Raw genomic sequence first — 26,057 nt, 5'->3', positions numbered from 1 at the left:
TCGTTCATCGCGGGCAAGCGCGCTCCTACAGAATCACCATCAAAAATCTTTGCACAGCCGCAACGCGTCATAGATCGCCGCGTGGGTATTGCGCTGCGCCACGCAATCACCGATACGAAACAGCAGATACCCGTCTCCCGGCTGACTCAACGACGGCTGCGGCTGGATCGCAAAAAGGGCGTCGATGTCGATCTGGCCCTTGTTGCGCGAGCCTTCCTTCATCCCGTAATACAGCGCTTCATCCGGGCGCACGCCGTTCTCGATCACGACCTGGTCAACCACCCGCTCCTCTTTGGCACCGGTGTATTCGTTCTCCAGCACCGCCACTAGCTTGTCACCCTCGCGATAGACCTTTTCCAGCATCAAGTCGCCGGTCATGATCACTTCCTTGGGGTACATGCTGCGGTAGTAGGTCGGAAACGACGTACCGCCGATGGCGACCCCCGGCTTGATGTCGTCGGTAACGATCTCCACCTGGCTGCCCTTGTCGGCCAGGAAATCCGCCACCGACATGCCGGTGAATTCGCAGATGGTGTCGTAAACCAGCACGTTCTTGCCCGGCGCTACTTTGCCGTCCAGCACGTCCCAACTGCTGACGATCAGCCCTTCGGCCGCGCCCCAGTGCTCGTTCTGTTCCACGAATGGGTGGCCGCCCACTGCCAGCACCACGACGTCCGGACGCAAGTCCATGATGGTCGCGATGTCTGCCGCCGTGCCCAGTCGCAGATCAACCTTCAGCCGTGCCAACTCCAGTTGGTACCAGCGCGTGATGCCGGCAATCTGATCGCGCTGCGGTGCTTTCGAGGCGGTGGTGATCTGCCCGCCAATGGCTTCCTTTTTCTCGAACAGCGTCACGTCATGGCCGCGCTCGGCAGAGACACGTGCGGCTTCCATCCCCGCAGGTCCCGCACCCACGATCACCACCTTGCGTTTCACGCCCGTGGTTTTTTCGATGATGTGCGGCACACCCATGTATTCACGAGACGTGGCGGCGTTCTGGATGCACAGCACGTCCAGGCCCTGATATTGACGGTCGATGCAGTAGTTGGCACCGACGCACTGACGGATCTGATCGACCTGGCCCATTTTGATCTTGGTGATCAGGTGCGGGTCGGCGATGTGCGCGCGGGTCATGCCAACCATGTCGACGTAGCCGCCTTCGAGAATGCGCGTCGCCTGATTCGGGTCCTTGATGTTCTGCGCGTGCAAGACTGGCGCCTTGACCACTTCCTTGATGCCAGCAGCCAGGTGCAGAAACGGCTCCGGTGGATAACTCATGTTCGGGATAACGTTGGCGAGGGTGTTGTGCGTGTCGCAGCCCGAACCCACCACCCCAATGAAGTCGATCATCCCGGTCTGGTCGTAGTACCTGGCGATTTCCTTCATGTCTTCGTGGCTGAGGCCGTCCGGGTGAAACTCGTCGCCGCACAGGCGCAGGCCCACGCAAAAGTCGGGGCCGACTTCCTTGCGCACCGCCTTGATCACTTCCAGCCCGAAACGCATGCGGTTCTCGAAACTGCCGCCCCATTCATCGGTGCGCTTGTTGACCCGCGGGCTCCAGAACTGGTCGATCATGTGCTGGTGCACCGCCGACAGCTCGACGCCGTCCAGCCCACCGGCCTTGGCTCGTGCCGCGGCGCTGGCGTAGTTACCGATCACCCGCCAGATTTCCTCCGGCTCAATGGTTTTGCAGGTCGCGCGGTGTACCGGCTCACGAATCCCCGACGGCGACATCAATGTCGGCCAGTGATCGCCGTCCCAGCGGGAGCGCCGACCCATGTGGGTAATCTGGATCATGATCTTGGCGCCGTGCTTGTGCATGGCGTCGGCGAGGTTCTGGAAGTGCGGGATGATCTTGTCGGTCGCCAGGTTGACGGACTTCCACCACCCTTGCGGGCTGTCGATCGCGACGCTGGACGAGCCGCCGCAAATGGCCAGACCGATGCCGCCCTTGGCTTTCTCCTCGTAGTACTTCACGTAACGGTCTGTGGTCATGCCGCCGTCGGTGGCGTAGACCTCTGCGTGAGCGGTACTCAGTACGCGGTTGCGAATGGTGAGCTTGCCGATTTGAATCGGTTGAAACATCGCTTCGAAAGCCATGACGGAAACCTCGACTTACAACGGCTTGACGACAAACAGGCCGTCGTCGTGACCTTCTTCCGATCCGCTGTAGACCTGTTCGGCCACAGTACGAACGGCGCTGCCTTTGGCGGCAAGAATCTGATCCATCGCACCGGCAAACCAGCCGGTGAACATGTAATCGACCTTGCGCCCGACCTTGCCGTACACATAAACAAAGCAGGAGTGCTCCAACCTGATGCTGGCGGTGCCTTTGTCCAGGTCGATGTCTTGAATCTTGAACAGGCCCCACCCGCGCTGGGACAGGCGGTTCATGTAATGCTCGAACACCGCCACGCCTTCAATCCCGTGGCACTCGGCTTCCTTCTCGCACCAGTGCCAGGCGGATTTATAGCCGGCTTTGTAGAGGATCTCGGCGTAAGCATCGGCGCCCAGCACTTCTTCGATGCCCATGTGGTTATTGACGAAAAAATGGCGCGGCACGTACAGCATCGGCAGGGCGTCGGAGGTCCAGACGCCGGTCTCGCTGTCGACTTCGATGGGCAATTGCGGGGCGATCTTGGCCATGGAAACTTAACTCCGGAAAATTCGGTTGGATGTCTTCTGCCCGCAGGCAGAAGAGAAATTCAGTGCGCGATAGGTGCGATGAGGCTTATTCGCCCCAGACATCGCCCAGGATGCGAACCCAGTTTTCGCCCATGATCTTGCGCACCACGCGTTCGGAATGGCCGCGCTTGAGCAGGGTTTCGGTGAGGTTCGGGAATTCGCCGACGGTGCGGATGCCCAGCGGGTTGATGATCTTGCCGAAGTTGGTCAGACGACGGGCGTAGCCCTTGTCATGGGTCAGGTATTCAAAAAACTCCTGACCGTGACCCTGAGTGAAGTCGGTGCCAATGCCGATAGCGTCTTCGCCAACAATGTTCATCACGTATTCAATGGCTTCGGCGTAATCGTCGATGGTCGAATCGATACCCTTGGCCAGGAACGGCGCGAACATGGTCACGCCGACAAACCCGCCGTGGTCGGCGATGAATTTCAGCTCGGCGTCGGATTTGTTGCGCGGGTGCTCTTTAAGGCCTGAAGGCAGGCAGTGAGAGTAGGTGACAGGCTTCTTCGATTCGAGAATGACTTCCTCGGAGGTCTTGGAGCCTACGTGGGAAAGGTCGCACATGACGCCGACGCGGTTCATTTCCGCGACGATTTCACGGCCGAAACCCGACAGCCCGCCGTCACGCTCGTAGCAGCCCGTGCCCACCAGATTCTGGGTGTTGTAGCACATCTGCACGATGCCCACGCCCAGCTGTTTGAAGATCTCGACGTAGCCGATCTGGTCCTCGTAAGCATGGGCATTCTGGAAGCCGAACAGGATGCCGGTCTTGCCCAGCTCCTTGGCCTTGCGGATGTCGGCGGTGTTACGCACCTGGATCACCAAGTCACTGTTCTCACGAATCAGCTTCTGGCTGGAGGCGATGCTGTTGACGGTCTGCTGGAAACCTTCCCACACCGACACCGTACAGTTGGCCATGGTCAGGCCGCCTTTGCGCATGTCCTCGAACAGCTCACGGTTCCATTTGGCAATGATCAGCCCGTCAATGACGATGCTGTCGGCGTGTAATTCGGCTGGGCTCATCAGGCGGTCCCCTGGGGTTCTTTAATGGCCGGAAGGTCTGCCGGCGCTTTGGGGTCAGCATATGCCTGAGGGTCGGAGGAGCCGGGTGCAAAAACGACAGGGGAATTGCCGAAAGCGTCAAGAAACGACAAAGGCGGAGCGTGGTCTTTTGATCACCTTATTTGATACCTGTTCTTTGCCCCGCGCTTGGGCGAGAATCCATTTCATCTCTGACTCGGAAAGTCCCAATGAAAACCATTTTTCTGGCTCTGGCTTTATTCGCGACAGGCGCACATGCAGCGGCAAACCCGGACGCTACCCCGTGTGACGGTGTGGACGAGGACAAGCAGACGCTTGAGTGCTCGGTTTACAGCCGCGACTCGGCGGAAAAGTTGTTGAAAGAGAATTTCCAGAACGTGCTCGCCCGGGTAGACGTTCAGTTCGGCGCCAACAAGGTGCAAGCGAAGGAATTCACCGACAAGCTGGCCGTCGCCCAGGAAGCCTGGAAAAAATTGCGTGATGCCGACTGCGCCGTCGAGGTGTTCCCCGCCAAGCCAGGCACCAAGGAATTCAACATCGGCCAGAATGACTGCCTGGCCCGGACCAGCGACGAGCGTTCCGAGTATCTGGACAGCATCGCGCAGTCTGAATAAGCGTTGAATGCGCTACCCTGACGCCCTTCTCGAGCACAAGGTATGCACATGAACATCTGCGGCGTAGAAATCAAAGGCAGCGAGGCCATCTTCGCTGTCGCCACTCGCGCATCCGGCGCGCTTGAACACCTTCCGTTACCGACCAAAAAGATCGCCCTCGAAGACGATGACGAGGCGCCCAACGTGAAGGCGTTCGCCGCCCAGGTTGCCGCTTTCGTGCGCGATAACGGCATCACTCATGTCGCGATCAAAAAGCGCAGCAAGAAAGGCGAGTTTGCCGGCGGCCCGACCACGTTCAAGATTGAGACCATCTTCCAGTTGCTGGAAGACTGCGACGTCGTGCTTCTGTCACCGCAAACCATCAATGCGCAAATGAAAAAGCACAACTTTGAACTGCCGACAGCGCTGAACAAGTATCAGCACGAGGCGTACAAGGCGGCGTGTTCGGCGTTGATGAAAGCCAGGTAGAAAGGTCTGCACCCAATCGCTTGCTCGGTGGTGGACCGGGGTAAAACCAACTGTAGGACCGGCTTTAGCCGGGAAGGCGTCAGGCGCCACCACCTTAAACTGAGGGTGCTCAACCGGACCTATTCCCGGCTGAAGCCGGTCCTACTGAACGAGCCGGAGCCTGAAGAAGAAGCCGGAAGCAGCACGCCGCGCCATTTATACCGAATTATAGTCGCGACCATAATTCACAATAATTGAGCATCAAACAGCCTTCACCTCACGCGTGCGCCCGCGGTCCTCCCTCGGGCACACCACAAACCTTGCCCGGTAGCTGCGAGTGAAATACGAGGGTGACTCAAACCCGCACGCGATACTGACCTCCAGCACGCTCATGTCGCTCTGCCGCAGCAGCTGCCTGGCCTTTTCCAGCCGCAGCCCAAGGTAGAAGTTGCTTGGCGTATCGTTGAGGTGCAGGCGAAACAGCCGTTCCAGCTGGCGACGGGTTACCTGAATCCCTTCCGCCAGCGCCAAGGTGCTCAGCGGCGGCTCAGTGTGCTGCTCCATGACGCCGATCACCTGAACCAGTTTCTTGTTATTGATGCCGTAACGCGTCGCGATCTGCATGCGCTGGTGGTCTTTGCGCTGACGAATGCGGCCGAGCACGAACTGCTCGGAGACCTTGATCGCCATGTCCGGCCCGTGCGCTTGCCCGATCAAGTCGAGCATCATGTCGATCGAAGCAGTGCCGCCCGCCGAGGTGATGCGGCGCCGGTCGATTTCGAACAGCTCTTGGGTGGCTTGCAGTCGGGGAAATGTCTCTTTGAATGCGTCCAGCGCTTCCCAGTGCAGGGTGAGTCGATAGCCTTCCAGCAAACCCGCCTGGGCGAGGACAAAACTGCCGGTGTCGATCGCACCCAGGACCACCCCTTCCAGATCGATCCGACGCAGCCAGTGCTCCAGCGTCGGCGTGTAGGACTTGAGCGGATCAACGCTGCCCATGACCCATAACGTCGCGCCCCTCTTCAAAGGCTCCAGCGCCGCATCAGCGTTGACCGACATGCCGTTACTGGCGATTACCGGACCGCCGTCACTGCTCAGAATGTGCCAGCGAAACAGCTCTCCGCCGAACCGATTGGCCACGCGCAGTGGCTCCAGCGCCGAGACGAAGCCCATCATCGAGAAGCCGGGCATGAGCAGGAAGTAGAAGTCCTGAGACATTGTCGTGAGATTCCTTGAGAGCAACATGACATACACCGGTTCCACAACGCGGGCAACCGCACAGGTCGCTGCTGTGCAAGACCTTGTCGCCGCTGTGCGTTTTGGCGCGTCTGGCCCTGCGTAGCTTTGCACCTCAAAAGCGAGCCGCAATGCTCGCCTCACTGTCCGGCCTGCAAGGAACCCCCCAGCCATGAATCACGACGTCATCATCACGTGCGCACTGACCGGTGCCGGCGACACGACCGGCAAAAGCCACTTGGTCCCGATCACGCCCAAGCAGATCGCCGCAGCGGCGGTCGAGGCAGCGAAGGCCGGGGCAACGGTTGTGCATTGTCACGTGCGTGATCCAGCGACCGGCAAGTTCAGCCGTGACGTCGAGCTGTACCGTGAAACCATGGACCGCATCCGTGAGGCCGACATCGACATCATCGTCAACCTCACGGCAGGCATGGGCGGCGATCTGGAAATCGGACCAGGCGAGCGTCCCACCGACTTCGGCCCCGGGACTGATCTGGTAGGGCCATTGACCCGGCTTGCGCACGTTGAAGCGCTGCTGCCGGAGATCTGCACGCTGGACTGCGGCACCCTCAATTTCGGCGACGGCGACACGATCTATGTCTCCACACCCGCACAGCTACGCGCCGGCGCCAGGCGAATCCAGGAGCTTGGGGTGAAAGCCGAGCTGGAGATTTTCGACACGGGCCATCTCTGGTTCGCCAAACAAATGATGAAAGAAGGCTTGCTGGACAACCCGCTGTTTCAGCTGTGCCTGGGCATTCCGTGGGGCGCACCCGCAGATACCACCACGATGAAGGCCATGGTCGATAACTTGCCAGCCGATGCGGTGTGGGCCGCTTTCGGCATTGGCCGCATGCAAATGCCGATGGCCGCCCAGGCAGTACTGCTGGGCGGCAACGTGCGGGTCGGCCTGGAGGACAACATCTGGCTTGATAAAGGTGTACTTGCCAGCAACGGCGCACTGGTTGAGCGCGCCAGCGAGATCCTCAGCCGCCTGGGTGCCCGGGTTCTGACTCCTGCCGAAGGCCGCGTGAAGATGGGGCTGAAGAAGCGATTTTGATCCCCATACAAATCCCGCACGGGCTTCGACACTTTTCGAGTAACCAATATGACCTTCATCACTACCATCAAAACCTTCGCAGCCTTGGGCAGCGGTGTCATTGGCAGCGGTTGGGTGGCGCGCGCGCTGGCTCATGGCCTGGATGTCGTGGCCTGGGACCCGGCGCCGGGAGCAGAAGCGGCCCTGCGCAAACGCGTCGCCAGCGCCTGGCCTGCGCTTGAGCAAAAGGGCCTGGCTGCAGGCGCATCGCAAGAACGGCTGCGTTTCGTTGACTCCATTGAGGAATGCGTTCGCGACGCCGACTTCATCCAGGAGAGCGCCCCGGAACGCCTTGAGTTGAAGCTCGACCTGCACAGCAGAATCAGCGCCGCCGCCAAGCCTGACGCGATCATCGGCTCCAGCACGTCCGGGCTGTTGCCGTCAGAGTTCTACGAAAGCGCCACTCACCCGGAACGCTGCGTGGTGGGGCACCCGTTCAACCCGGTTTACCTGCTGCCGCTGGTGGAAGTCGTCGGCGGCAAGAACACTGCACCCGAAGCGGTGCAGGCAGCGATCGAGGTCTATGAGTCTCTGGGCATGCGTCCGCTGCACGTGCGCAAAGAGGTCCCCGGCTTCATCGCGGATCGCTTGCTCGAAGCGCTGTGGCGCGAGGCGTTGCATCTGGTCAATGACGGCGTGGCAACGACGGGCGAAATCGATGACGCGATTCGCTTCGGAGCGGGCCTGCGGTGGTCGTTCATGGGCACGTTCCTGACGTACACGCTGGCGGGCGGCGACGCGGGCATGCGTCATTTCATGGCCCAGTTCGGTCCGGCGCTGCAATTACCCTGGACCTACCTGCCCGCACCGGAGCTGACTGCGAAGCTGATCGACGACGTGGTTGACGGCACCTCGGCTCAGTTGGGCAACCACAGCATCGCAGCGCTGGAACGCTATCGTGATGACTGTCTGCTGGCAGTGCTGGAAGCGGTGAAAACCACCAAGGCCAGGCATGGGATGGCATTTGAGGATTGACTGAAGCGTTGTATCGCCTCAACCGGCCTTATCGCGGGCAAGCGCGCTCCTACAAATGGTCGGGAAATGCGAATTTTTCCGTTCCCCAACCTGTAGGAGCGCGCTTGCCCGCGAATCGGACATTTATCTCACCCAAATCCAGACCTGGAACGCCATGCCTGAGCTCATCACTTACCAAACCCCGGTTCTCGCCGATTGGGTCGACTACAACGGCCACCTGCGGGACGCCTTCTACTTGCTGATCTTCAGTTACGCCACCGACGGTTTCATGGAGCGCATCGGCCTCGCCAGCGATGATCGTGATGCAAGCGGTCACTCGCTGTTCACGCTGGAGACGCACATCAATTACTTGCACGAGATAAAACTCGGCGAGGACGTGCAAGTGCGCACGCAAATCCTCGGACACGACCGCAAACGGGTGCAGCTTTATCACGCTCTGTTCAGAGCCGGATCTGATGAAGCGCTGGCGGCCAGTGAGCAAATGCTGCTGCACGTGGATTTGGCCGCAGGGCCGAAGTCGGCGCCGTTTGGCGACCAGTCTCTGGAAGCAATGCGAGAGCTGGTCCAGGCTCAGCATGACCAACCGGCACCAGCGTTTGTTGGACGGGTCATCGGGCTGCCCAAGTAAGCCTCGTCTGTAACGACCCGATTTTCAGCCAAAAAAAAGCCCGCATCGCTGCGGGCTTTTTCATTACAGTCAATTGATCAGAAAACGATCAATTCACTTTGGCGTTCAGTTCGCCTTTGGCATAACGCTCGAACATCTTCTCCAGAGAGATCGGTTTGATCTTGGAGGCGTTGCCAGCAGTGCCAAACGCTTCATAACGGGCGATGCACACGTCGCGCATGGCCGACACGGTTTTCGCCAGGTATTTACGCGGGTCGAACTCGCTCGGGTTTTTCGCCATGAACTCGCGAATGGCGCCGGTGGAGGCCAGACGCAGGTCGGTGTCGATGTTGACCTTGCGCACGCCGTGCTTGATGCCTTCAACGATCTCTTCGACCGGCACGCCGTAGGTTTCTTTGATGTCGCCGCCGAACTCGTTGATGATCTTCAGCCATTCCTGTGGAACGGAAGAAGAGCCGTGCATCACCAGGTGGGTGTTCGGAATGCGTTTGTGGATCTCTTTGATACGTTCGATTGCCAGGATGTCGCCAGTAGGCGGCTTGGTGAACTTGTAAGCGCCGTGGCTGGTACCGATGGCGATGGCCAAAGCATCGACCTGGGTTTTCTTGACGAAATCGGCCGCTTCTTCAGGATCGGTCAGCATCTGGCTGTGATCCAGCATGCCTTCTGCACCCACGCCGTCTTCTTCACCGGCCATGCCGGTTTCCAGCGAGCCCAGAACACCCAGCTCACCCTCGACCGAAACACCGCAGGCGTGAGCCATTGCGACGGTTTCCTGAGTGACGCGAACGTTGTACTCGTAATCTGCCGGGCTCTTGCCGTCTTCTCGCAGCGAGCCGTCCATCATCACCGAACTGAAGCCCAACTGGATCGAGCGCTGGCAGATGGCAGGGCTGGTGCCGTGGTCCTGGTGCATGACCACCGGAATGTGCGGAAACTCTTCGATCGCCGCAAGGATCAAGTGGCGCAGGAACGGAGCGCCTGCGTATTTGCGCGCGCCGGCCGAGGCCTGAACGATCACCGGAGAATCGGTCTTGTCGGCCGCTTCCATAATGGCGCGCATTTGTTCCAGGTTGTTCACGTTGAATGCAGGTACGCCGTAGCCGAATTCGGCTGCGTGGTCCAACATCTGGCGCATGCTGATAAGTGCCATTGTCTGTCTCTCTCCCGGTGGGGTCGTTAATCGTGCGTGCCGTAATGGCGGCTATTCAAATTATAGGGGCGGATTTCTCGAATGCCGCCCGGTACTGCCTCGACTGAATTGCTCTGGCGTTTATTGCGCCTTGCAACCACGGCCGATCAAATCGTTGGTAGCGTCCCAGTACACCAGGCCTTCGCTGCCTTTGTTGTCGAACGCCAGTACGCCGTTGCTGTAGAGCGCGCCGGAAGCTCCGGGCGCTGCCTGTAGCCGGAATACCTGCTCGCTCTGATTGAGGCGAACATCAACCTCTTTCTGCGCGGCGTCGACGTATTTCCAGTAAATCTCGGCCTTGCTGTCGCAGACCCAATGGGTCCAGGGCGTTGCCGGCTCTGGAGCCTTCATCATGCTGGCGCAACCGCTCAGCGCCGTCAGTGCGGCAAGGGCTATCAAGCCTTTCATTACGACTCCTGATCCCCTGCCTGATGGATGTTGATCACGGCAGGGGCAATTCTGTTCCTGTATTCCGGCACACCGTCATCTGACAATCAGTGACAGGGGACTGGCCCAACGGCTGGCATGAAGTCGTACTTTTCCCACACTTCAGGCCCGCCACGCTTGTACACGATCGGAACGGTCTCAGCCTGCCAGCCCGCCTGATAGCAGCTGACCTGAAGCAACCCCGGCGCCGCACCGGGCGTCGCTTCGGCTTCAGGCTTGCTCGCGCAGCCGACCAGCAAACCCGCCATGATCAACAGCGGTAACGGCTTGACCATTTCACTCCCCTTCACCTTGGCCGGTCAGGCCTTGGCGCGTTGTTCCAGCACTTCCACGGCAGGCAAGACCTTGCCCTCGACGAATTCGAGGAATGCGCCGCCGCCCGTAGAGATGTAGGAGATCTGATCGCCCACACCGTATTTATCAATGGCCGCCAGTGTGTCGCCGCCCCCCGCAATGGAGAACGCAGAGCTTTCAGCAATGGCCTTGGCCAGCGTCTTGGTGCCCTCACCGAATTGATCGAACTCGAAGACACCCACCGGGCCATTCCACAGAATGGTTTTGGAAGATTTCAGGAGTTCGGCGAATTGCGCAGCGGTCTGAGGACCGATGTCGAGGATCATGTCATCAGCAGCTACATCGGCGATCAGTTTGACAGTCGCCTCGGCATCGGCCGCGAACTGCTTGGCAACTACCACGTCCACCGGCAACGGCACGCTGACCTTGGCGGCGATGGCTTTGGCCGTTTCCAGCAGATCCGGTTCATACAAAGACTTTCCGACAGGGTGCCCTGCAGCCGCCAGGAACGTGTTGGCGATGCCGCCGCCGACAATCAGCTGGTTGCATTTTTCGCTGAGGCTGTTGAGTACGTCCAGCTTGGTAGAGACTTTCGAGCCTGCGACGATGGCAGCCATCGGCTGAGCGGGATTGCCAAGCGCCTTGCCCAGCGCGTCCAGTTCGGCTGCCAGTAGCGGGCCTGCAGCCGCCACTTTGGCAAACTTGGCTACGCCGTGGGTCGAACCTTCGGCACGGTGGGCTGTACCGAAAGCATCCATCACGAACACATCACACAGAGCGGCGTATTTCTGAGCCAGCTCGTCAGCGTTCTTTTTCTCGCCCTTGTTGAAGCGCACGTTCTCGAACAGCACGATCTCGCCCGGTTTGACGTCGACACCGTCCAGGTATTGCTCAACCAACGGCACTTCGCGGCCCAGCGCCTTGCTGAGGTACTCAGCGACAGGCTTGAGGCTGTTTTCAGCCGAAAACTCGCCTTCGGTTGGCCGACCCAGGTGTGAGCACACCATGACGGCGGCGCCCTTCTCCAGCGCCAGCTTGATGGTCGGCAGCGATGCAAGAATGCGTGCGTCGCTGGTGACCACACCGTCCTTGACCGGAACGTTGAGGTCTTCGCGGATCAGTACACGCTTACCTTGCAGATCGAGGTCGGTCATCTTCAACACGGTCATGAGGCGTTCCCTGTTTTTACTATTGTTTATGGATGGTGTGCAGGTAGTGATCAGCGACATCCAGCATGCGATTGGCAAAACCCCACTCGTTGTCGAACCAGGCCAGGACGCTTACCAGCCTTGGCCCGGAAACCCGAGTCTGACTGGCATCGATGATCGCCGAGTGAGGGTCGTGGTTGAAATCGCAACTGGCATGCGGCAATTCGGTATACGCCAGCAGCCCCTTGAGCGGGCCACGGGTGGCGGCCTCGCGCAGGATGCGGTTGATTTCCACGGCATCGGTATCACGTGCAACCTGCAGCGTGATGTCGAGGCACGAAACATTCACCGTCGGCACACGAACTGCTTTGGCCTGAATTCGGCCGGCAAGTTCCGGAAGCAACCGTTCGATACCGCGCGCCAGACCAGTGGACACCGGGATGATCGACTGAAACGCCGAACGGGTGCGGCGCAGGTCTTCATGGTGATAAGCGTCGATCACCGGCTGGTCGTTCATTGCCGAGTGAATGGTCGTAATGGTCACGTATTCGAGACCCAGCTCACGGTTCAGCAGATCGAGCAACGGAACACTGCAGTTGGTGGTGCACGATGCGGCGGAAACCAGGCGCTCATCGCCCGTCAGCTCTGCCTGGTTGATGCCGTAAACGATGGTCGCGTCCACGTCGGCTTCGCTGGCCATGGGTTGGGAGAACAACACCCTAGGGGCACGCGCTGATAGAAAGCGCTCGCCTTCGATGCGCGTGTTGTAGACACCAGAGCACTCCAGCACCAGATCGACACCGAGCGAGCCCCAGTCGATGCCCTCCGGCGTGGCGCTGCGGAAGACTTTGATGACGTGATCGTTGATATGCAGAAAATCGCCTTCGACCCGCACTTCGCCGGGGAACCGGCCATGCGTGGAGTCAAAGCGCGTGAGATATTCGAGGCTGGCCATGTCGGCCAGATCGTTGATTGCCACCACTTCAAAACCGGCCTTCGCACTCCGTTCGCACAGCGCGCGCAGCACGCAGCGGCCGATACGACCGTAACCATTTAGGGCGACTTTATAAGGGCGTGGCTGAGGCATGGGGTTCTCGCAGGCATTCATCAGAACCTGCAGGAGCGCGCTTGCCCGCGATCGAGGTCTGTCAGCCCAATGTCGGCCGTCTGACAGAATGCATTCGCGGGCAGGCGCGCTCCTGCAAGGGAGGAGCGCGTTGCTGTTTTAGTCTTCCAGCAGCTCTTCAGCCGTGGAGAGGACGTTTTCCAGCGTGAAGCCGAACTCTTCGAACAGCAGGTTGGCAGGTGCCGACTCGCCGAAGGTGGTCATGCCGATAACGCGACCTTCCAGGCCCACGTATTTGTACCAGTAGTCGGCATGAGCGGCTTCGATAGCGATACGCGCGCTGACTTCCAGTGGCAGAACCGACTGCTTGTACTCTGCGCTCTGGGTTTCGAAAACGCTGGTGCACGGCATGGAAACCACGCGCACGTTCTTGCCGTCTGCGGTCAGCTTGTCGAAGGCCTGAACAGCCAGACCGACTTCCGAGCCGGTGGCAATCAGGATCAGATCCGGTTCGCCATTGCAGTCGCGCAGCACGTAGCCACCGCGGTTGATGTTTTCCAGCTGCTCGGCATCACGCGCCTGATGTTGCAGGTTCTGGCGAGAGAAGATCAGTGCCGACGGGCCATCGTCGCGCTCAATGGCGTGTTTCCAGGCGATCGCAGACTCAACGGCATCAGCCGGGCGCCAGCAGTCGAGGTTCGGCGTGGTACGCAGGCTGGTCAATTGCTCGATTGGCTGGTGAGTCGGGCCGTCTTCGCCCAGACCGATCGAGTCGTGGGTGAATACATAGATGATGCGTTTCTTCATCAGTGAGGACATGCGCACCGCGTTACGGGCGTATTCCATAAAGATGAGGAAAGTGGCGCCGTACGGGACGAAACCGCCGTGCAGAGCGATACCGTTCATGATTGCGCCCATGCCGAACTCGCGAACGCCATAGTGCAGGTAGTTGCCGGTGGCGTCTTCGCCGGTGATGCTGCGGCAACCTTTCCAGATGGTCAGGTTGGAACCTGCCAGGTCAGCGGAGCCGCCGAGGAATTCAGGCAGCAGCGGACCGAAGGCGCTCAAGGCGTTCTGGCTGGCTTTACGGCTGGCGATGGTTTCGCCCTTGGCATTCACTTCAGCCACGTACGCGGCGGACTTTTCAGCGAAGTCAGCCGGCAGTTCACCGCTCATGCGGCGAATCAACTCGTTGGCTTCGGTAGGGAAGGCAGCCGAGTAGGCAGCGAAACGCTGATCCCATTCGGCTTCAACAGCCAGGCCTTTTTCCTTGCCGTTCCACTCGCTGTAGATGTCGGCCGGAATCTCGAAAGGGCCGTGGGTCCACTTCAACGCAGCGCGAGTCAGGGCGATTTCCTCAGTACCCAGCGGGGCACCGTGGCAGTCTTCCTTGCCCTGCTTGTTCGGCGAGCCAAAACCGATGGTGGTCTTGCAGCAGATCAGCGTCGGCTTGTCGCTCTTGTGAGCGGTGTCGATGGCGGTTTTGATTTCGTCGGCGTCATGGCCGTCGACATTGCGGATGACCAACCAGCCGTAGGATTCGAAGCGCTTTGGCGTGTCGTCGGTGAACCAGCCCTCGACTTCGCCGTCGATGGAGATGCCGTTGTCGTCGTAGAACGCAACCAGCTTGTTCAGGCGCAGCGTACCCGCCAGCGAAGCCACCTCGTGGGAGATGCCTTCCATCATGCAGCCGTCACCCATGAACACGTAGGTGTGGTGGTCGACGATGTTGTGGCCTGGACGGTTGAATTGTGCAGCGAGGGTTTTCTCGGCGACTGCAAAGCCGACGGCGTTGGCGAAACCCTGACCCAGTGGGCCAGTGGTGGTTTCAACGCCAGGGGTGTAGCCGTATTCGGGGTGACCCGGGGTGCGGCTGTGCAGCTGACGGAAGTTTTTCAGGTCGTCGATGGACAGGTCGTAACCGGTCAGGTGCAGCAACGAGTAGATCAGCATCGAGCCGTGACCGTTGGACAGGATGAAACGGTCACGGTCGGCGAACATCGGGTTGGCCGGGTTGTGCTTCAGATAATCGCGCCAAAGCACCTCAGCGATATCCGCCATGCCCATCGGGGCACCCGGGTGGCCGCTATTGGCCTTTTGCACGGCATCCATGCTGAGGGCACGAATGGCATTGGCTCGCTCACGACGGCTGGGCATCGCTGATCTCCTGGGGCAGATAAAAGTGGGACCGGAAAAAGGCGGCCATTTTCCCTCAGGCACCCTCCGGGGGCAATGACAGATCACGCGCCATCGGTTATTTCCTCGCGGACTGACGCGTTTTCGTACAACCCGCGCGAAGTGTGAGCTTAAACGGCAGAATCACGGCGCCGGACCGCCGCCACTGATCGAGCAATATCAAAACTTTTTGATATTGCCCTTGCGACCGGGCAGGTCGATAACTAGACTGCCTGCCTTATGAATCTACGCGTGCCTGCCATTAGCCATGATGAATGCGACGAGTTGGCTGCCTTGTGCAAAGCCGGCGGCGATCCGCTGCGGCTGAATGTCCTGCGCGCGCTGTCGAACGACTCCTTCGGCGTGCTGGAGCTGGCGCAGATTTTCGCCATCGGCCAGTCCGGTATGAGCCATCATTTGAAGGTGCTGGCACAGGCCGACCTGGTCGCGACGCGGCGTGAAGGCAATGCGATCTTTTACCGACGCGCCCTGCCCCACACCGAGCATACCGGCGGCAAGCTGCATGCGGCGATGCTGGAAGAAGCCGACAACTTGCGCCTGCCTGACGATGTCCGGATGCGCATCGGGCTGGTGCACCGTCAACGTGCGAATGCCAGTCAGGACTTTTTCGCCCGCACGGCAGAGAAATTTCGTGCCCAGCAGGACCTGATCGCAGGACTGCCGCAATACCGCGACAGCCTGCTGTCCTTGCTGGACAAACTGAGCTTTCCTGCCGGCGCCACCGCGATAGAAGTGGGCCCTGGCGATGGCGGTTTTCTGCCTGATCTGGCACGCCGCTTTCAGCAGGTTACGGGCCTGGACAACAGCCCGGAAATGCTCGATCTGGCGCGCAAGATCTGCACGCAAAAAGCGCTCGGTAATGTTGAGCTGAAACTGGCCGATGCATTGGCCCATGCTGAAATTTCCGGCGATTGTGTGGTCTTGAATATGGTGCTGCACCATTTCGCCGCGCCCGCCGAGGCACTTAAACAATTGGCCAACCTGTTGCAACCGGGCGGTAGCCTGCTGGTGACAGAGTTGTGCAGCCATGACCAGAGCTGGGCGAAGGAAGCCTGTGGCGATCTCTGGTTGGGCTTCGAACAGGAAGATCTGGCCCGTTGGGCCATCGCTGCGGGGCTGGTCCCCGGGGAAAGCCTGTACATAGGCTTACGTAATGGTTTCCAGATTCAGGTCCGCCATTTTCAGCGACCGGCTGGCGACACTCACCATCGGTAATAATCAGGAAAACCGTCGAGATGAGCGAATACTCCCTTTTCACCTCCGAGTCCGTGTCCGAAGGACATCCGGATAAAATCGCCGACCAGATTTCCGATGCGGTGCTGGACGCCATCATTGCTCAGGACAAGCAGGCTCGAGTTGCCGTGGAAACCCTGGTCAAGACCGGTGTGGCCATCGTCGCCGGCGAAGTCACCACCAGCGCATGGGTTGATCTGGAGCAGATCGTTCGTGACGTGATCTGCGAGATCGGCTACACCAGCTCCGACGTCGGCTTCGACGGCGCGACCTGCAGCGTGATGAACATCATCGGCAAGCAGTCTCCTGACATCAACCAGGGTGTTGACCGCGCAAAACCTGAAGATCAGGGCGCTGGCGACCAAGGCCTGATGTTCGGCTATGCCAGCAACGAAACCGCCGAGCTGATGCCTGCGCCAATCGCGTTCTCGCACCAACTGGTTCACCGTCAGGCCGAAGCCCGCAAGTCCGGCTTGCTGCCTTGGCTGCGCCCGGATGCGAAATCCCAGGTCACTTGCCGCTATGAAAACGGCATCGTGGTGGGTATCGACGCAGTCGTTCTGTCGACTCAGCACAACCCTGAAGTCGCCTACAACGACCTGCGCGAAGGCGTGATGGAGCTGATCGTCAAGCACGTGCTGCCGGCCGAATTGCTGCACAAAGACACCCAGTTCCACATCAACCCGACCGGCCAGTTCATCATCGGCGGCCCGGTGGGCGACTGCGGCCTGACCGGTCGCAAGATCATCGTCGACAGCTACGGCGGCATGGCCCGTCACGGCGGCGGCGCGTTCTCCGGTAAAGACCCATCGAAGGTTGACCGCTCGGCAGCGTACGCTGGCCGTTACGTCGCCAAGAACATCGTTGCGGCCGGCCTGGCCGAGCGCTGCGAGATTCAGGTTTCCTACGCCATCGGCGTTGCCCAGCCTACGTCGATCTCGTTGAACACCTTCGGCACCGGCAAGATCAGCGACGACAAGATCGTCAAGCTGGTCCGCGAGCACTTCGACCTGCGCCCTTACGCGATCACCACCATGCTCGACCTGCTGCACCCGATGTATCAGGACACCGCAGCCTACGGCCACTTCGGCCGCACGCCGCAAACCAAGACCGTGGGCGACGACACCTTCACCACGTTCACTTGGGAAAAAACCGACCGCGCGGATGCGCTGCGCGCTGCTGCCGGTTTGTAATACCCGCCGTGTGCATCGCGCTTAGCGACGCCCGGTAATAAAAAAGCCCCTGACGATGGAAGTTGTCAGGGGCTTTTTGCATCCCGTTACTTAATATTATTTCAACCCACTGACATTTAAACCGTTTCGTGATGAGAGTTATCGCGAATCCGACTATCAAATCGTAACCAGCTCATTTTTCAAGGTTATTTATACAAGCCACCCAAATCTGAAATTTCGTCGCCACGTCCACTTAGTTCTACGCTGAACAATGGCTGCAAATACTTTGCAGTTCCTCGTAGCGTTATTAAGGAACTAAGATCATGGACGACACCACCACGTCAGCCGTCTACGCCAAACTGTTTCCCGAACAAGTCGCCGACAAATGCTCAGCCTATGCCCCGGAAGCCAACAACGGCCCCTTGGCCTATTTGCATGCGCTCTATCAGCAAGCGCTGAGCCTCGAAGCCTTGGGTAACAAGAAAACTCAGATACCGCTCGCCACCCGACGCCCCGACATTGGCGAGCGCGTGCTGGATGAAGCCAGTCTTGAAACCCAGATACCCGCGTTGACTCTGGTGATCGAGGCCATGACCCGCCAGGCGAAACTCCATGTAGGACAGAACAAAAACCTGGCTGAGCAAATCGCCACCGCGCAGTACCCCGTCCAGTTACCCTTCCATTACCCACTCAAAAATATCAACGCTGTGCTGAATGCTAAAAAATGCTCGCTTTTCAATCTGTTGCAACAAGCCGATTACAACTACCCGAACTTTGCATACGGAAACTTACGAACCGATCAACTCCGCACCATCATGCGCAAAGCCACAGGGTTTAGTCCCACGTTACAAGCCTTGCTCCTGGATGAGACTCCCAGCACGAGCGCCAACTTCCTTCTACAGCGCTACGGCGTGACCGGCGCTGCGAAAGACGCGCTGGAGCAATTGAGCAATGTCGAAGGTCTGGCTCGGCAAACCGGGTTGAAATCCGAAGACATTCTCGAGTTGCTCGCCACCTCCGGGGTCGCCGACGAAGGCCAAGAGGCATTTACTACCGTTAAACAGTCAAGTTCGTATACGCCTGCCGGAAAAGCCAGCGTGCCGATGGCAGGCCATATCTTCGGTGCGGCATTTGTCAATAACGCCACAGCCCCCGCGCTTTCGCTGCAAGACACCATGAGCGGAGCGGGTATAGCGCTGCGGATCAAAGGCGCCAATGCGGACCACTTTGGCCGCATTCATAAAATCATCCACCTGCAACACGCGCTGCAGTTGCCCTACGCCGAGGTTGATCTTCTGGTCATGGCCGCGTTGCGCGCAGAAGGCCAAATCAAAGATTTCCACATGACCGAAAACACCCTTAAAGCGTTGGGGGTATTCCTGCACCTGCGTAACGAATATCAAATCAGCGCCGAGCAATTCGCGGCGCTGATTCACGAGGTGTCACCTTACGCAGTGGGTGACAATGAGCCGTTTCTCGACCGCGTTCTCGATGGCCCGGGGGCTGGCAGACTGGCAGATATCGATGCGCCACTGGTGCTCGACGGAAGAGCATTTGAGCTGCCCGAGCAGGTCAGCGTCGAGAACGCTGCGCCCAATGCCGTCATCGCTGAACTCTGCCGTGCATTCGCGCTTGAAGAGAATGTTGCACATGTGTATTTGGCTCAGCTTACACAGACGTTGGGGCTGAAGAAGCCAACACTGACGCTGGAGCTTTTTTCGGCGTTATACCGTCTTACCCGATTGCCCCGACTTCTGCGCTTGGGCATGAATGAAGGCGCCAGCCTCATTGCACTGTTAAACGCCGCTAATCCATTGGTCATGGCCCAACTGGCGCGTAAACCGTCCATTGCCAGCGATGATAACCAACCCGATATTCTCGACGTGTTGGTTGGTCTTGCGAATCTGGAAGCCTGGTTGCGTAAGCATCGATTAACCCCGACCGCACTATTGGGTTGGCTGACGCCTTACCCCAGCCACGTAAGCGCAGAACTCCTGCCATACTTCCGTCTCGATGCGCACATTCATCGTACCGTTCTGGATGCTATCCCACGTATCAAATCGTCACTGGTGACTGAATCGCAGCTCGCACAGGCCGCTGGCGCTGGCGTCGCGACTGCATCGGGGTCATGGCTGGACATGCTTTCCGCGTATGTCGACAGCACAGGCCTGATCAAGCCCTTGGCGCTCAAATCATCCGAGACCCTTGCCAGCAACTTGACCGATGCGCTGAAGGGCAAAGTTGCAAGCAGCACCGGACTGCTCATACCCGCAGATGACCGAGCCAATACCGCTGCCAATATCGCCAGCAACTTTGAGTCTTTAATTCAAAACGCGGCAATCGCGCAGGATGATGTAGTGAAGCACATCATCGGCTCAGCATTCGGCAAGTCTGCCGCAGGCCTGGGCCTGACGCCGGATCATGCTGCGCCCTTGTTACGCTGGGTGAACGTTTCACGCCTTGAGGTGCTTGCCGGCATTCTCGCAGCAGAACCCAAAAACGCGTTGAACGATGCCGATATTGCGGTCCAAGACCTTGATACCGCGCTATGGAGCAATCTCGCCCGCCGTGCTCAAGTGATAAAGCATTTTAAATTCAGCGCGGCAGGTTTGACTGCGCTATTGGATAAGCCGGACTGGTTCGCGCTTGAAAAGGGCACCCTGGAGAAAAAAGAGACATCGCAAGTACTGCCAGTCCTGAATCTCGATCTGTGCTATCAAATCGGGCACTACAACGACTGGGTGCTTAAGTGTGAACAAAACGGTTTTGAAGAAAAAGACGCACTCGGCTTTTTCGGCAATATCCCGACAAATGAAGAGCCTCAAGCAATTATCGCCTCGGCCCAGCGACTCGGAAAACTAATGGGCTGGCCTCAAGGCGAAACGTTGTCACTGATGTCAGCGTTCAAGAAAATCAAAACGCAAGCACCTCCGGCACCTTCAGTTAGACCTGTCGTCACATTCGATGATTTTGTGAAACTTCTTACAATCCCGGAAAAGAGACACTTAAACAGCTGGGAAAAGATGCCCCGAGGTATACCAGGCTATTTACTTGCCCTGTACATGTTCCAGCACCGAACTAGCAGCTCTGGTGTAACAGGCGACAATGAACGTAGCATCTATGACAAATTCACGCAATTCATGATCGACAACCCGGCTCCGCTAAAGGTGTCTGCAAGTCAGTTCACGCCGCTCACCAAACCTGACGAGTGGGCAGAAATGGTGAAGTACGAGAAAAACCCAACACGCATGACGCTTGAAATATATGACCCTGAATCAAACCCAGAAAAAATTGATGCCGCGCCTGAAGTCGCAAACTACATGGCAGGCACCATCAGTGATGTTGACTACGCATTGCGGTCACAGAGACTGTGCAGCGTGACAAACTTATCGTTCCGCTCAGTATTAGACCTTTATTGGCTTGATAAAGAATCTACATTTGACGAATATCGGAATAGCTCGCAATTGTTAATGGGGGCGTGCAGTGAGGACGAGGCGAGCCTCGTCCAGTCGCGTGTGCAAGAGGAATGGCGTGATGCGCTCGCCGGCTATCTACTCGGTTATTGGGCTACTTCCACGGACGTGACCCAAGATTACATCCACTCGATCGACGAACTGTCCAGCTATTTTCTGACTGATGTTCTTGTCAGCTCCACCCCCCATACCAGCCTAGCCATACAACACACTGCCAGTCTCCAGCATTACCTGCATAAATTATTTGCACGCCTCGAACCGGGGTACATGAACGCAACCATTCCTGGAGATGTCTCAACAGCGTGGCGCGAATACCTATGCGAATTCGGATTGTGGAAAATCTGGAAAACTCAGATCAATCACCCGGAGAACTTAATTTACTACGCTAACCGACCCAATAAAACTGTGGCATTTCAGGCGCTGGAAGTGGAACTGAATCAAGGCAAGCTTGATTCAGAACTGTTGCAAACGGCGATCACCAGCTATCTGACGAAGTTTGAGCAAACCAGTAATTTGCAAATCGTGAGCGGTTATCTGGACGGTACCGACCCTAAAAACGACACCTATCACTTTATTGGCAAAACCAACTCGTCCCCGGCGGAGTACTACTGGCGCTCGGTAGACATGGGGCTGCGCGATGACCAAGAGCGCCTGAGTCCGCTGGCCTGGACGGAATGGGAAAAGATAGCCGTAGCGCCCACCGGGCAGATCACCCAAAGCAGCTACACCGCGACAGGCGTTGATAACACTGGCGCAGTTGGTGGAAATAGCGCAGTGGCTAAAGGTGATGAAAAAGTCACAAAACATACCTGCGACACGATCCGCCCGGTCATGATCGAAGGCCGCCCATATGTGTTCTGGGTTGAGCGCGGCGTTACAGGGCTGCCCAGCTCCGATGCGAAAAACCAGACGCCTACCAAATTCAAGAAGCTGAGCGTTCAGTACATCTTCAAACAAAGTGATGGTTTTTGGTCTACGCCTAACGAGTTGTTGAGCCTGGACGGGAGCAAAGATGGAAAGCGTCTGGAGGATATGGTTGAGGATGATTCGAGCAACGCAACCTCCAAACCGAAAATCCCGAATCCTTATCTCAAAGACGACACCTACGAACCGGGGCTTATTGCGCTCGTAAATGTGGAAGGAGAACGAGCGAAAGATCCGTGGTTGACCGTGATGCTGTACAACTGCGCTCAAGATCCCAAATCTGGTCCGAAGCTGGGGGCATACAATAGAGATTACTTCATTCAATCAAGAGACCTGTTGCTCATCGACTTAAAAACGCTAGACGACAACAAGCTGGATAAAATTAGCGCAACGATATACAACTCATACAACGACATCGCGAAAATCCAACACCCCTACAATGGTGATACTTTTGATATCTCATTCAAACACTCTATCGAGGACACGCTAAGCTATGACCTAGACAAATATGATGAATCGGCATACTCATCCCCGCACGTGAAGAATGAATATGACCAAGTCGACATGCTAACCCACATCAAAAAACTCAAAACATTAGCACTTAGGCCTGGCGCGAAGTTGCCGAGTGACATACCTCCACTGTTGGTAAAAACCCCTTTCTGGTACAGGAGTGAAAGCGACGGGGACAATAAAGACTGGTACTCCAAAACGGCGGCAGACTTTAGCTCCTCTTACGGTACAAAGGTGAGCTTTCTGGAATACAAAGCCGACGACACCTATGTAGTAACGAACAATGGAGAAACTTACGCCTTTCTAAATATAGGTAAGGTTGCGTCAATTGAGCCAACGATGAGTGCCGACAAAGAAAAAACAATTGTCTTAAGGTATAAATACCTGCGGTCGATTTACAAAAAATCAAACATGATTATCGAATCAATCTCTATTAAGGGGTATTTAACAGTGGTCAACGCCTCGGTTAGCGTCCACGGCTCCGCGAACAATATACAGATGGGTAGTCATGCCCCCTGTACATTGTCAGTTAATATGACGGAGAGCACTGGCTCTTCTTTCGGTTATTCGATCTCAGGAATTGAATATCGGGATCTAAAGCGCGGGGCAATCACCATCAGAGATCGATCCCATTTACTTGATCCAAGTTTTAGGCTTTTAGTATACGTGACCGGCGCGGATCATTTTTCATTCAGCATTGCCGCATCTTTTCCAATAAGCAATATTCGGGTGAAGCCAGACGCAACCGCAGACATCAAACTAAGAACTTACGCAAAAGCGCCCAACCAAACGTCGCTTACTAAACTATCGGAACAAACCGTAGCTGCCGATGGCAGATCCTTAATTAGTGACAGTTACACTTGGACTGAAGAGGGCCTATACACCTTTGGGCTGTGCGAGGCCGGCGATCCCGGGAATAATGTTTTTGTTACTTACGATGTGCGCAGTAGCAAGAAGGATGAAAATTGGGATATTTCCATCAAACGCAACGCGCAACAGGCCCAATATCTCGACCTGAGTACCGTTACTGACCAAGGGCCAAAATTTCCCACCAACGTTATTCGCCTCAACACGCTGTTCGGCAAGCAACTTGTTTCCCGCGCAGCACGTAGCGTGGAACGAGCGTTGGAGTGGGACGCGCAGGAGATCAAAGAACCCACAATCGATTACAACCTCCCAACCCCGTCGGTGGATTTTCACGGCGCCAATGGCATTTACTTCCGAGAGCTATTCCTGCATGTGCCGAATCTTGTTGCAACGCGCTTGAGCGAACAACAGCAATTCGATGAGGCAGAACGTTGGTTCACCGAGTATCTGTTCGATCCCTTCCGTACTCATCCGGACGAAAAAGAACGCCCACCTTTTTGGAACACGCGTCCATTGGCTGAAGTGGGTAGCGGCACCTCAGAGTTGCAAAAAGTGGTCGACCCGACGACCAGAGCCTTCATTTTGTCGCGCTTCAACCGGCAAGCGGTATTCCTGTCGATGGTGGAAAACTGGCAGCGCCAGGGTGACCATTTTTATCGGCAGCTTACGCCCAGCACGCTCAACCACGCCTGGCTGAGCTATCAAAAGGCCTTGAAACTTATCGGCCCGTTGCCAGAGCGCGAGGCTGTGTCACGTTGGGCCCCAATCGCTCTGGCCAGCGTCAGGAGTGACGCATTCCGGGCGCCTATGAATGAGCGCGTCACTGAAGCGCGGAAAATAATCGAGCATCGGCTGTTCAATCTCCGTCACGGCCTGACCCTGGACGGCAAGCTGCTACCGATCATGGATTGGCGTGACGAAGGTGCCGATCCGTTCGGGTTCGGGCAGCGGGGTATCGGGCACATCATCAGAAGCTACAACAGTGACCGGATGCAGATCCCAGCTTATCGCTTTCGGCAGTTGATTCCGATGGCCCGGGCGGCCGTGCAGCAACTTCAGGACATGGGACGGCATTACATGAAACTGATGGAGGACGAGTTCAACACGACGCTCTCCGTCTTGCTAAAGCAACAGGAAATCAGAATTTCGGATTTCACCCTTCGGCTTAAGCAAGAGGGGATCAATTCGGTCATGGCGAATAGAAAAACGTTGCTACTAGGCAAGCAGGCAGCGGTCTTCAGAAAAGATTACTACACCAACTTGATCGAGGTCGGCCGGTCCCCAAGGGAGGAAGCTGCAACAGGGCTGCAGTGGATGGCGGTCATTCTTGAGCACTATGCAGTGCCGCCAATGCTCCTGGCCAGTGCAATAAAGGCCGCGGCGCCGACCATATACGGTCTGGCAGTCGGCGGAAATGAGCCGTCTAAAACCGTTGACTCGCTCTCTGAGTTGTCCAAAATGGGTGCTCAAGCCTCCGAGTACCTTGCGGGTCACCTGCTTGTCGAGGCGGGCTACGAACGCAGGGCTAACGAATGGAAGTTTAATCTTAGGCAGGCGGAATTCGACATCCAATCCATCGACTTGGAGCTTAGCGAAAGCAATATCGAACTCAACGCCGCCACCATCTCTCTGGACGAGGCCCATGCCAACCGCAAAAACCTCGAACAAGCCTACGTTGCCATGACCACCGGCTTCACCATCATCCCGATCTACAACTGGCTCGTTGCCCGTCAGGAGTTGTTGTACGCCCCGGCCTACGACGCCGTGTTATCGCTGTGCTTGAGCGCAGAGGCAGCCTGGCGTTATGAGATCGGTGACTACAAGCGCCCCGCGTTCGTTAAAACCAGTGCATGGATTGACAGCTACAAGGGCATGCTCGCAGGCGAATCGCTGCTGGTCGATTTGCAGGAAATGGAAAATGCCTATCTACAGAGCAATGAGCGGCGCTTAACAATCAAGAAGACAGTCACTATCTGGGACGCCACTGCTGATAAAGGCTCTGAAAAGCTTAAGGCTGTGAACAGCACGCCACTCACCTATGACATCAAGTCAGTTGACTTCGACAAAAACTATCCCGGCCACTACCTGCGGCAGCTCAAACATGTGTCGGTTTCGTTTGTGATGGCGTCCGATGCTGGCGACGCCATGAAAGAGGTTAGCGCGATTCTGACTCAAACCGACAGTACGACGCTGTTGGAGCCTGTAGCAGAGGGGTTGGAGTATTTTTACCCGGCAGCCACAGATAAACCCGTTAAGCCACCCTTCAGCGTCAAGCGTAATCAGCGAGCCCAGCAGCAGATTGCCCTGTCGTCACTGGCCGCCGATGACGGATTGGGTTTTGGGCCGGGGGATTGGGTGTATGAGCTGATGTTTCATGATGGCCGGTATTTGCCGTTCGAAGGCACCGGCGCTATATCGCGCTGGCAACTGAGCTTTCCTGACGAGTCGTTCGTCAAATCGTTGTTCAACGGCGATAAGGCGCTCGTTAAAAGCATCCAGCTTCATCTGGTCTACACCGCGGTAGATGGCGGCAAGCACTTCACTGACCAAGTGAAAGTATTACTGGCCAAGCAGTAATTGCAATACGCAGCGCGGCTGCGGGTTACGGTCTTTCGTAGCCCGCGACGCTTATCCTCAAGCCAGCATCTGTTTTCGTGCGCAAGTCATTAGGCCCACCGCTTTATCACTTCGCCACATTGATCAATGCACGCCAGCACACACGCTGCGAACACCAGCCCAGGGCCGACCATGGTCGCTGGAGAAAAATTCGGTAACCAACCCGCCCTGCGACCAGCACTCCACAACCGCT

18 protein-coding genes are annotated in these 26,057 nt (G+C 57.3%); 8 read left to right on the top strand and 10 right to left on the bottom strand.

Annotation, left to right across the window (positions count from 1 at the left end; genetic code table 11):
* Positions 1-39: 39 nt before the first annotated feature.
* The 3 genes from dgcA to QRN48_RS12315 form a co-directional block, all read right to left on the bottom strand.
* Entirely contained in the window at positions 40-2,100 is a 2,061-nt protein-coding gene (dgcA, locus tag QRN48_RS12325; protein ID WP_191944602.1) for a dimethylglycine demethylation protein DgcA, read from the bottom strand.
* A gap of 15 nt (positions 2,101-2,115) precedes the next feature.
* Entirely contained in the window at positions 2,116-2,646 is a 531-nt protein-coding gene (locus tag QRN48_RS12320; protein WP_191944603.1) for a DUF5943 domain-containing protein, read from the bottom strand.
* 85 nt (positions 2,647-2,731) lie between these two features.
* Entirely contained in the window at positions 2,732-3,709 is a 978-nt protein-coding gene (locus QRN48_RS12315) for a dipeptidase (protein WP_074886739.1), read from the bottom strand.
* Positions 3,710-3,936: 227 nt separating this feature from the next.
* Between QRN48_RS12315 and QRN48_RS12310 the strand changes: the two genes are divergently transcribed.
* Both QRN48_RS12310 and QRN48_RS12305 read left to right on the top strand, forming a co-directional pair.
* Complete coding sequence (locus QRN48_RS12310; protein WP_285350838.1) at positions 3,937-4,341, top strand: lysozyme inhibitor LprI family protein; 405 nt, start codon at positions 3,937-3,939, stop codon at positions 4,339-4,341.
* 48 nt (positions 4,342-4,389) lie between these two features.
* A complete protein-coding gene (locus QRN48_RS12305; protein WP_285350881.1) occupies positions 4,390-4,809 on the top strand; it encodes a DUF3010 family protein in 420 nt (139 codons plus the stop codon).
* A gap of 240 nt (positions 4,810-5,049) precedes the next feature.
* Here QRN48_RS12305 and QRN48_RS12300 read toward each other — a convergent pair whose 3' ends face one another.
* Complete coding sequence (locus QRN48_RS12300; protein WP_037018975.1) at positions 5,050-6,006, bottom strand: GlxA family transcriptional regulator; 957 nt, start codon at positions 6,004-6,006, stop codon at positions 5,050-5,052.
* Between the two features lie 190 nt (positions 6,007-6,196).
* On the opposite strand from QRN48_RS12300, the gene cdhC reads away from it, so the two are divergent.
* The 3 genes from cdhC to QRN48_RS12285 all read left to right on the top strand — a co-directional run bounded on the left by cdhC (position 6,197) and on the right by QRN48_RS12285 (position 8,726).
* Positions 6,197-7,084 (top strand): 3-dehydrocarnitine:acetyl-CoA trimethylamine transferase CdhC, encoded by an 888-nt coding sequence (gene cdhC / locus QRN48_RS12295; protein ID WP_285350837.1) that lies wholly within the window; start codon positions 6,197-6,199, stop codon positions 7,082-7,084.
* 48 nt (positions 7,085-7,132) lie between these two features.
* The gene (locus tag QRN48_RS12290; protein WP_285350835.1) at positions 7,133-8,098 is read left to right on the top strand and encodes an L-carnitine dehydrogenase; all 966 of its coding nucleotides are present in this window, start codon (positions 7,133-7,135) and stop codon (positions 8,096-8,098) included.
* 154 nt (positions 8,099-8,252) lie between these two features.
* Entirely contained in the window at positions 8,253-8,726 is a 474-nt protein-coding gene (locus tag QRN48_RS12285) for a thioesterase family protein (RefSeq protein WP_285350833.1), read from the top strand.
* An 88-nt stretch (positions 8,727-8,814) separates the two neighbouring features.
* Here the strand turns inward: QRN48_RS12285 and fba are convergent, their stop codons facing one another.
* The 6 genes from fba to tkt form a co-directional block, all read right to left on the bottom strand.
* Positions 8,815-9,879, bottom strand: a complete 1,065-nt coding sequence (fba, locus tag QRN48_RS12280; protein ID WP_037018967.1) for a class II fructose-bisphosphate aldolase — start codon at positions 9,877-9,879, stop codon at positions 8,815-8,817.
* 120 nt (positions 9,880-9,999) lie between these two features.
* A complete protein-coding gene (locus QRN48_RS12275) occupies positions 10,000-10,326 on the bottom strand; it encodes an MliC family protein (protein ID WP_191944609.1) in 327 nt (108 codons plus the stop codon).
* 86 nt (positions 10,327-10,412) lie between these two features.
* The gene (locus QRN48_RS12270; RefSeq protein WP_191944610.1) at positions 10,413-10,640 is read right to left on the bottom strand and encodes a hypothetical protein; all 228 of its coding nucleotides are present in this window, start codon (positions 10,638-10,640) and stop codon (positions 10,413-10,415) included.
* A 24-nt stretch (positions 10,641-10,664) separates the two neighbouring features.
* Positions 10,665-11,828 carry a phosphoglycerate kinase gene (locus QRN48_RS12265; protein WP_037018964.1) on the bottom strand — a complete coding sequence of 388 codons (1,164 nt, stop codon included), beginning with the start codon at positions 11,826-11,828 and terminating at the stop codon, positions 10,665-10,667.
* 19 nt (positions 11,829-11,847) lie between these two features.
* Entirely contained in the window at positions 11,848-12,894 is a 1,047-nt protein-coding gene (gene epd / locus QRN48_RS12260) for an erythrose-4-phosphate dehydrogenase (protein WP_285350829.1), read from the bottom strand.
* A 138-nt stretch (positions 12,895-13,032) separates the two neighbouring features.
* A complete protein-coding gene (gene tkt / locus QRN48_RS12255; protein ID WP_037018962.1) occupies positions 13,033-15,030 on the bottom strand; it encodes a transketolase in 1,998 nt (665 codons plus the stop codon).
* Between the two features lie 258 nt (positions 15,031-15,288).
* Between tkt and QRN48_RS12250 the strand changes: the two genes are divergently transcribed.
* From QRN48_RS12250 to QRN48_RS12240, 3 genes are all read left to right on the top strand, one after another.
* Positions 15,289-16,284, top strand: a complete 996-nt coding sequence (locus QRN48_RS12250) for an ArsR/SmtB family transcription factor (RefSeq protein ID WP_285350827.1) — start codon at positions 15,289-15,291, stop codon at positions 16,282-16,284.
* 20 nt (positions 16,285-16,304) lie between these two features.
* Positions 16,305-17,495, top strand: coding sequence for a methionine adenosyltransferase (metK, locus tag QRN48_RS12245; RefSeq protein ID WP_037018958.1), 1,191 nt, complete (start codon positions 16,305-16,307; stop codon positions 17,493-17,495).
* A gap of 302 nt (positions 17,496-17,797) precedes the next feature.
* Positions 17,798-25,825 carry a Tc toxin subunit A-related protein gene (locus QRN48_RS12240; protein ID WP_285350826.1) on the top strand — a complete coding sequence of 2,676 codons (8,028 nt, stop codon included), beginning with the start codon at positions 17,798-17,800 and terminating at the stop codon, positions 25,823-25,825.
* Positions 25,826-26,057 lie beyond the last annotated feature (232 nt).

Origin of the sequence: Pseudomonas sp. ME-P-057, assembly GCF_030208975.1 — a bacterium.
Classification (GTDB): Bacteria; Pseudomonadota; Gammaproteobacteria; order Pseudomonadales; family Pseudomonadaceae; genus Aquipseudomonas; species Aquipseudomonas lutea.
This window is presented reverse-complemented; position numbering and strand designations above follow the sequence as displayed.

What these genes read in the sequence shown, in the direction of transcription:
- dgcA (WP_191944602.1), bottom strand. Translation starts at nt 2,100, where the DNA reads ATGGCTTTCGAAGCGATGTTTCAACCGATTCAAATCGGCAAGCTCACC.
- QRN48_RS12320 (WP_191944603.1), bottom strand. Translation starts at nt 2,646, where the DNA reads ATGGCCAAGATCGCCCCGCAATTGCCCATCGAAGTCGACAGCGAGACC.
- QRN48_RS12315 (WP_074886739.1), bottom strand. Translation starts at nt 3,709, where the DNA reads ATGAGCCCAGCCGAATTACACGCCGACAGCATCGTCATTGACGGGCTG.
- QRN48_RS12310 (WP_285350838.1), top strand. Translation starts at nt 3,937, where the DNA reads ATGAAAACCATTTTTCTGGCTCTGGCTTTATTCGCGACAGGCGCACAT.
- QRN48_RS12305 (WP_285350881.1), top strand. Translation starts at nt 4,390, where the DNA reads ATGAACATCTGCGGCGTAGAAATCAAAGGCAGCGAGGCCATCTTCGCT.
- QRN48_RS12300 (WP_037018975.1), bottom strand. Translation starts at nt 6,006, where the DNA reads ATGTCTCAGGACTTCTACTTCCTGCTCATGCCCGGCTTCTCGATGATG.
- cdhC (WP_285350837.1), top strand. Translation starts at nt 6,197, where the DNA reads ATGAATCACGACGTCATCATCACGTGCGCACTGACCGGTGCCGGCGAC.
- QRN48_RS12290 (WP_285350835.1), top strand. Translation starts at nt 7,133, where the DNA reads ATGACCTTCATCACTACCATCAAAACCTTCGCAGCCTTGGGCAGCGGT.
- QRN48_RS12285 (WP_285350833.1), top strand. Translation starts at nt 8,253, where the DNA reads ATGCCTGAGCTCATCACTTACCAAACCCCGGTTCTCGCCGATTGGGTC.
- fba (WP_037018967.1), bottom strand. Translation starts at nt 9,879, where the DNA reads ATGGCACTTATCAGCATGCGCCAGATGTTGGACCACGCAGCCGAATTC.
- QRN48_RS12275 (WP_191944609.1), bottom strand. Translation starts at nt 10,326, where the DNA reads ATGAAAGGCTTGATAGCCCTTGCCGCACTGACGGCGCTGAGCGGTTGC.
- QRN48_RS12270 (WP_191944610.1), bottom strand. Translation starts at nt 10,640, where the DNA reads ATGGTCAAGCCGTTACCGCTGTTGATCATGGCGGGTTTGCTGGTCGGC.
- QRN48_RS12265 (WP_037018964.1), bottom strand. Translation starts at nt 11,828, where the DNA reads ATGACCGTGTTGAAGATGACCGACCTCGATCTGCAAGGTAAGCGTGTA.
- epd (WP_285350829.1), bottom strand. Translation starts at nt 12,894, where the DNA reads ATGCCTCAGCCACGCCCTTATAAAGTCGCCCTAAATGGTTACGGTCGT.
- tkt (WP_037018962.1), bottom strand. Translation starts at nt 15,030, where the DNA reads ATGCCCAGCCGTCGTGAGCGAGCCAATGCCATTCGTGCCCTCAGCATG.
- QRN48_RS12250 (WP_285350827.1), top strand. Translation starts at nt 15,289, where the DNA reads ATGAATCTACGCGTGCCTGCCATTAGCCATGATGAATGCGACGAGTTG.
- metK (WP_037018958.1), top strand. Translation starts at nt 16,305, where the DNA reads ATGAGCGAATACTCCCTTTTCACCTCCGAGTCCGTGTCCGAAGGACAT.
- QRN48_RS12240 (WP_285350826.1), top strand. Translation starts at nt 17,798, where the DNA reads ATGGACGACACCACCACGTCAGCCGTCTACGCCAAACTGTTTCCCGAA.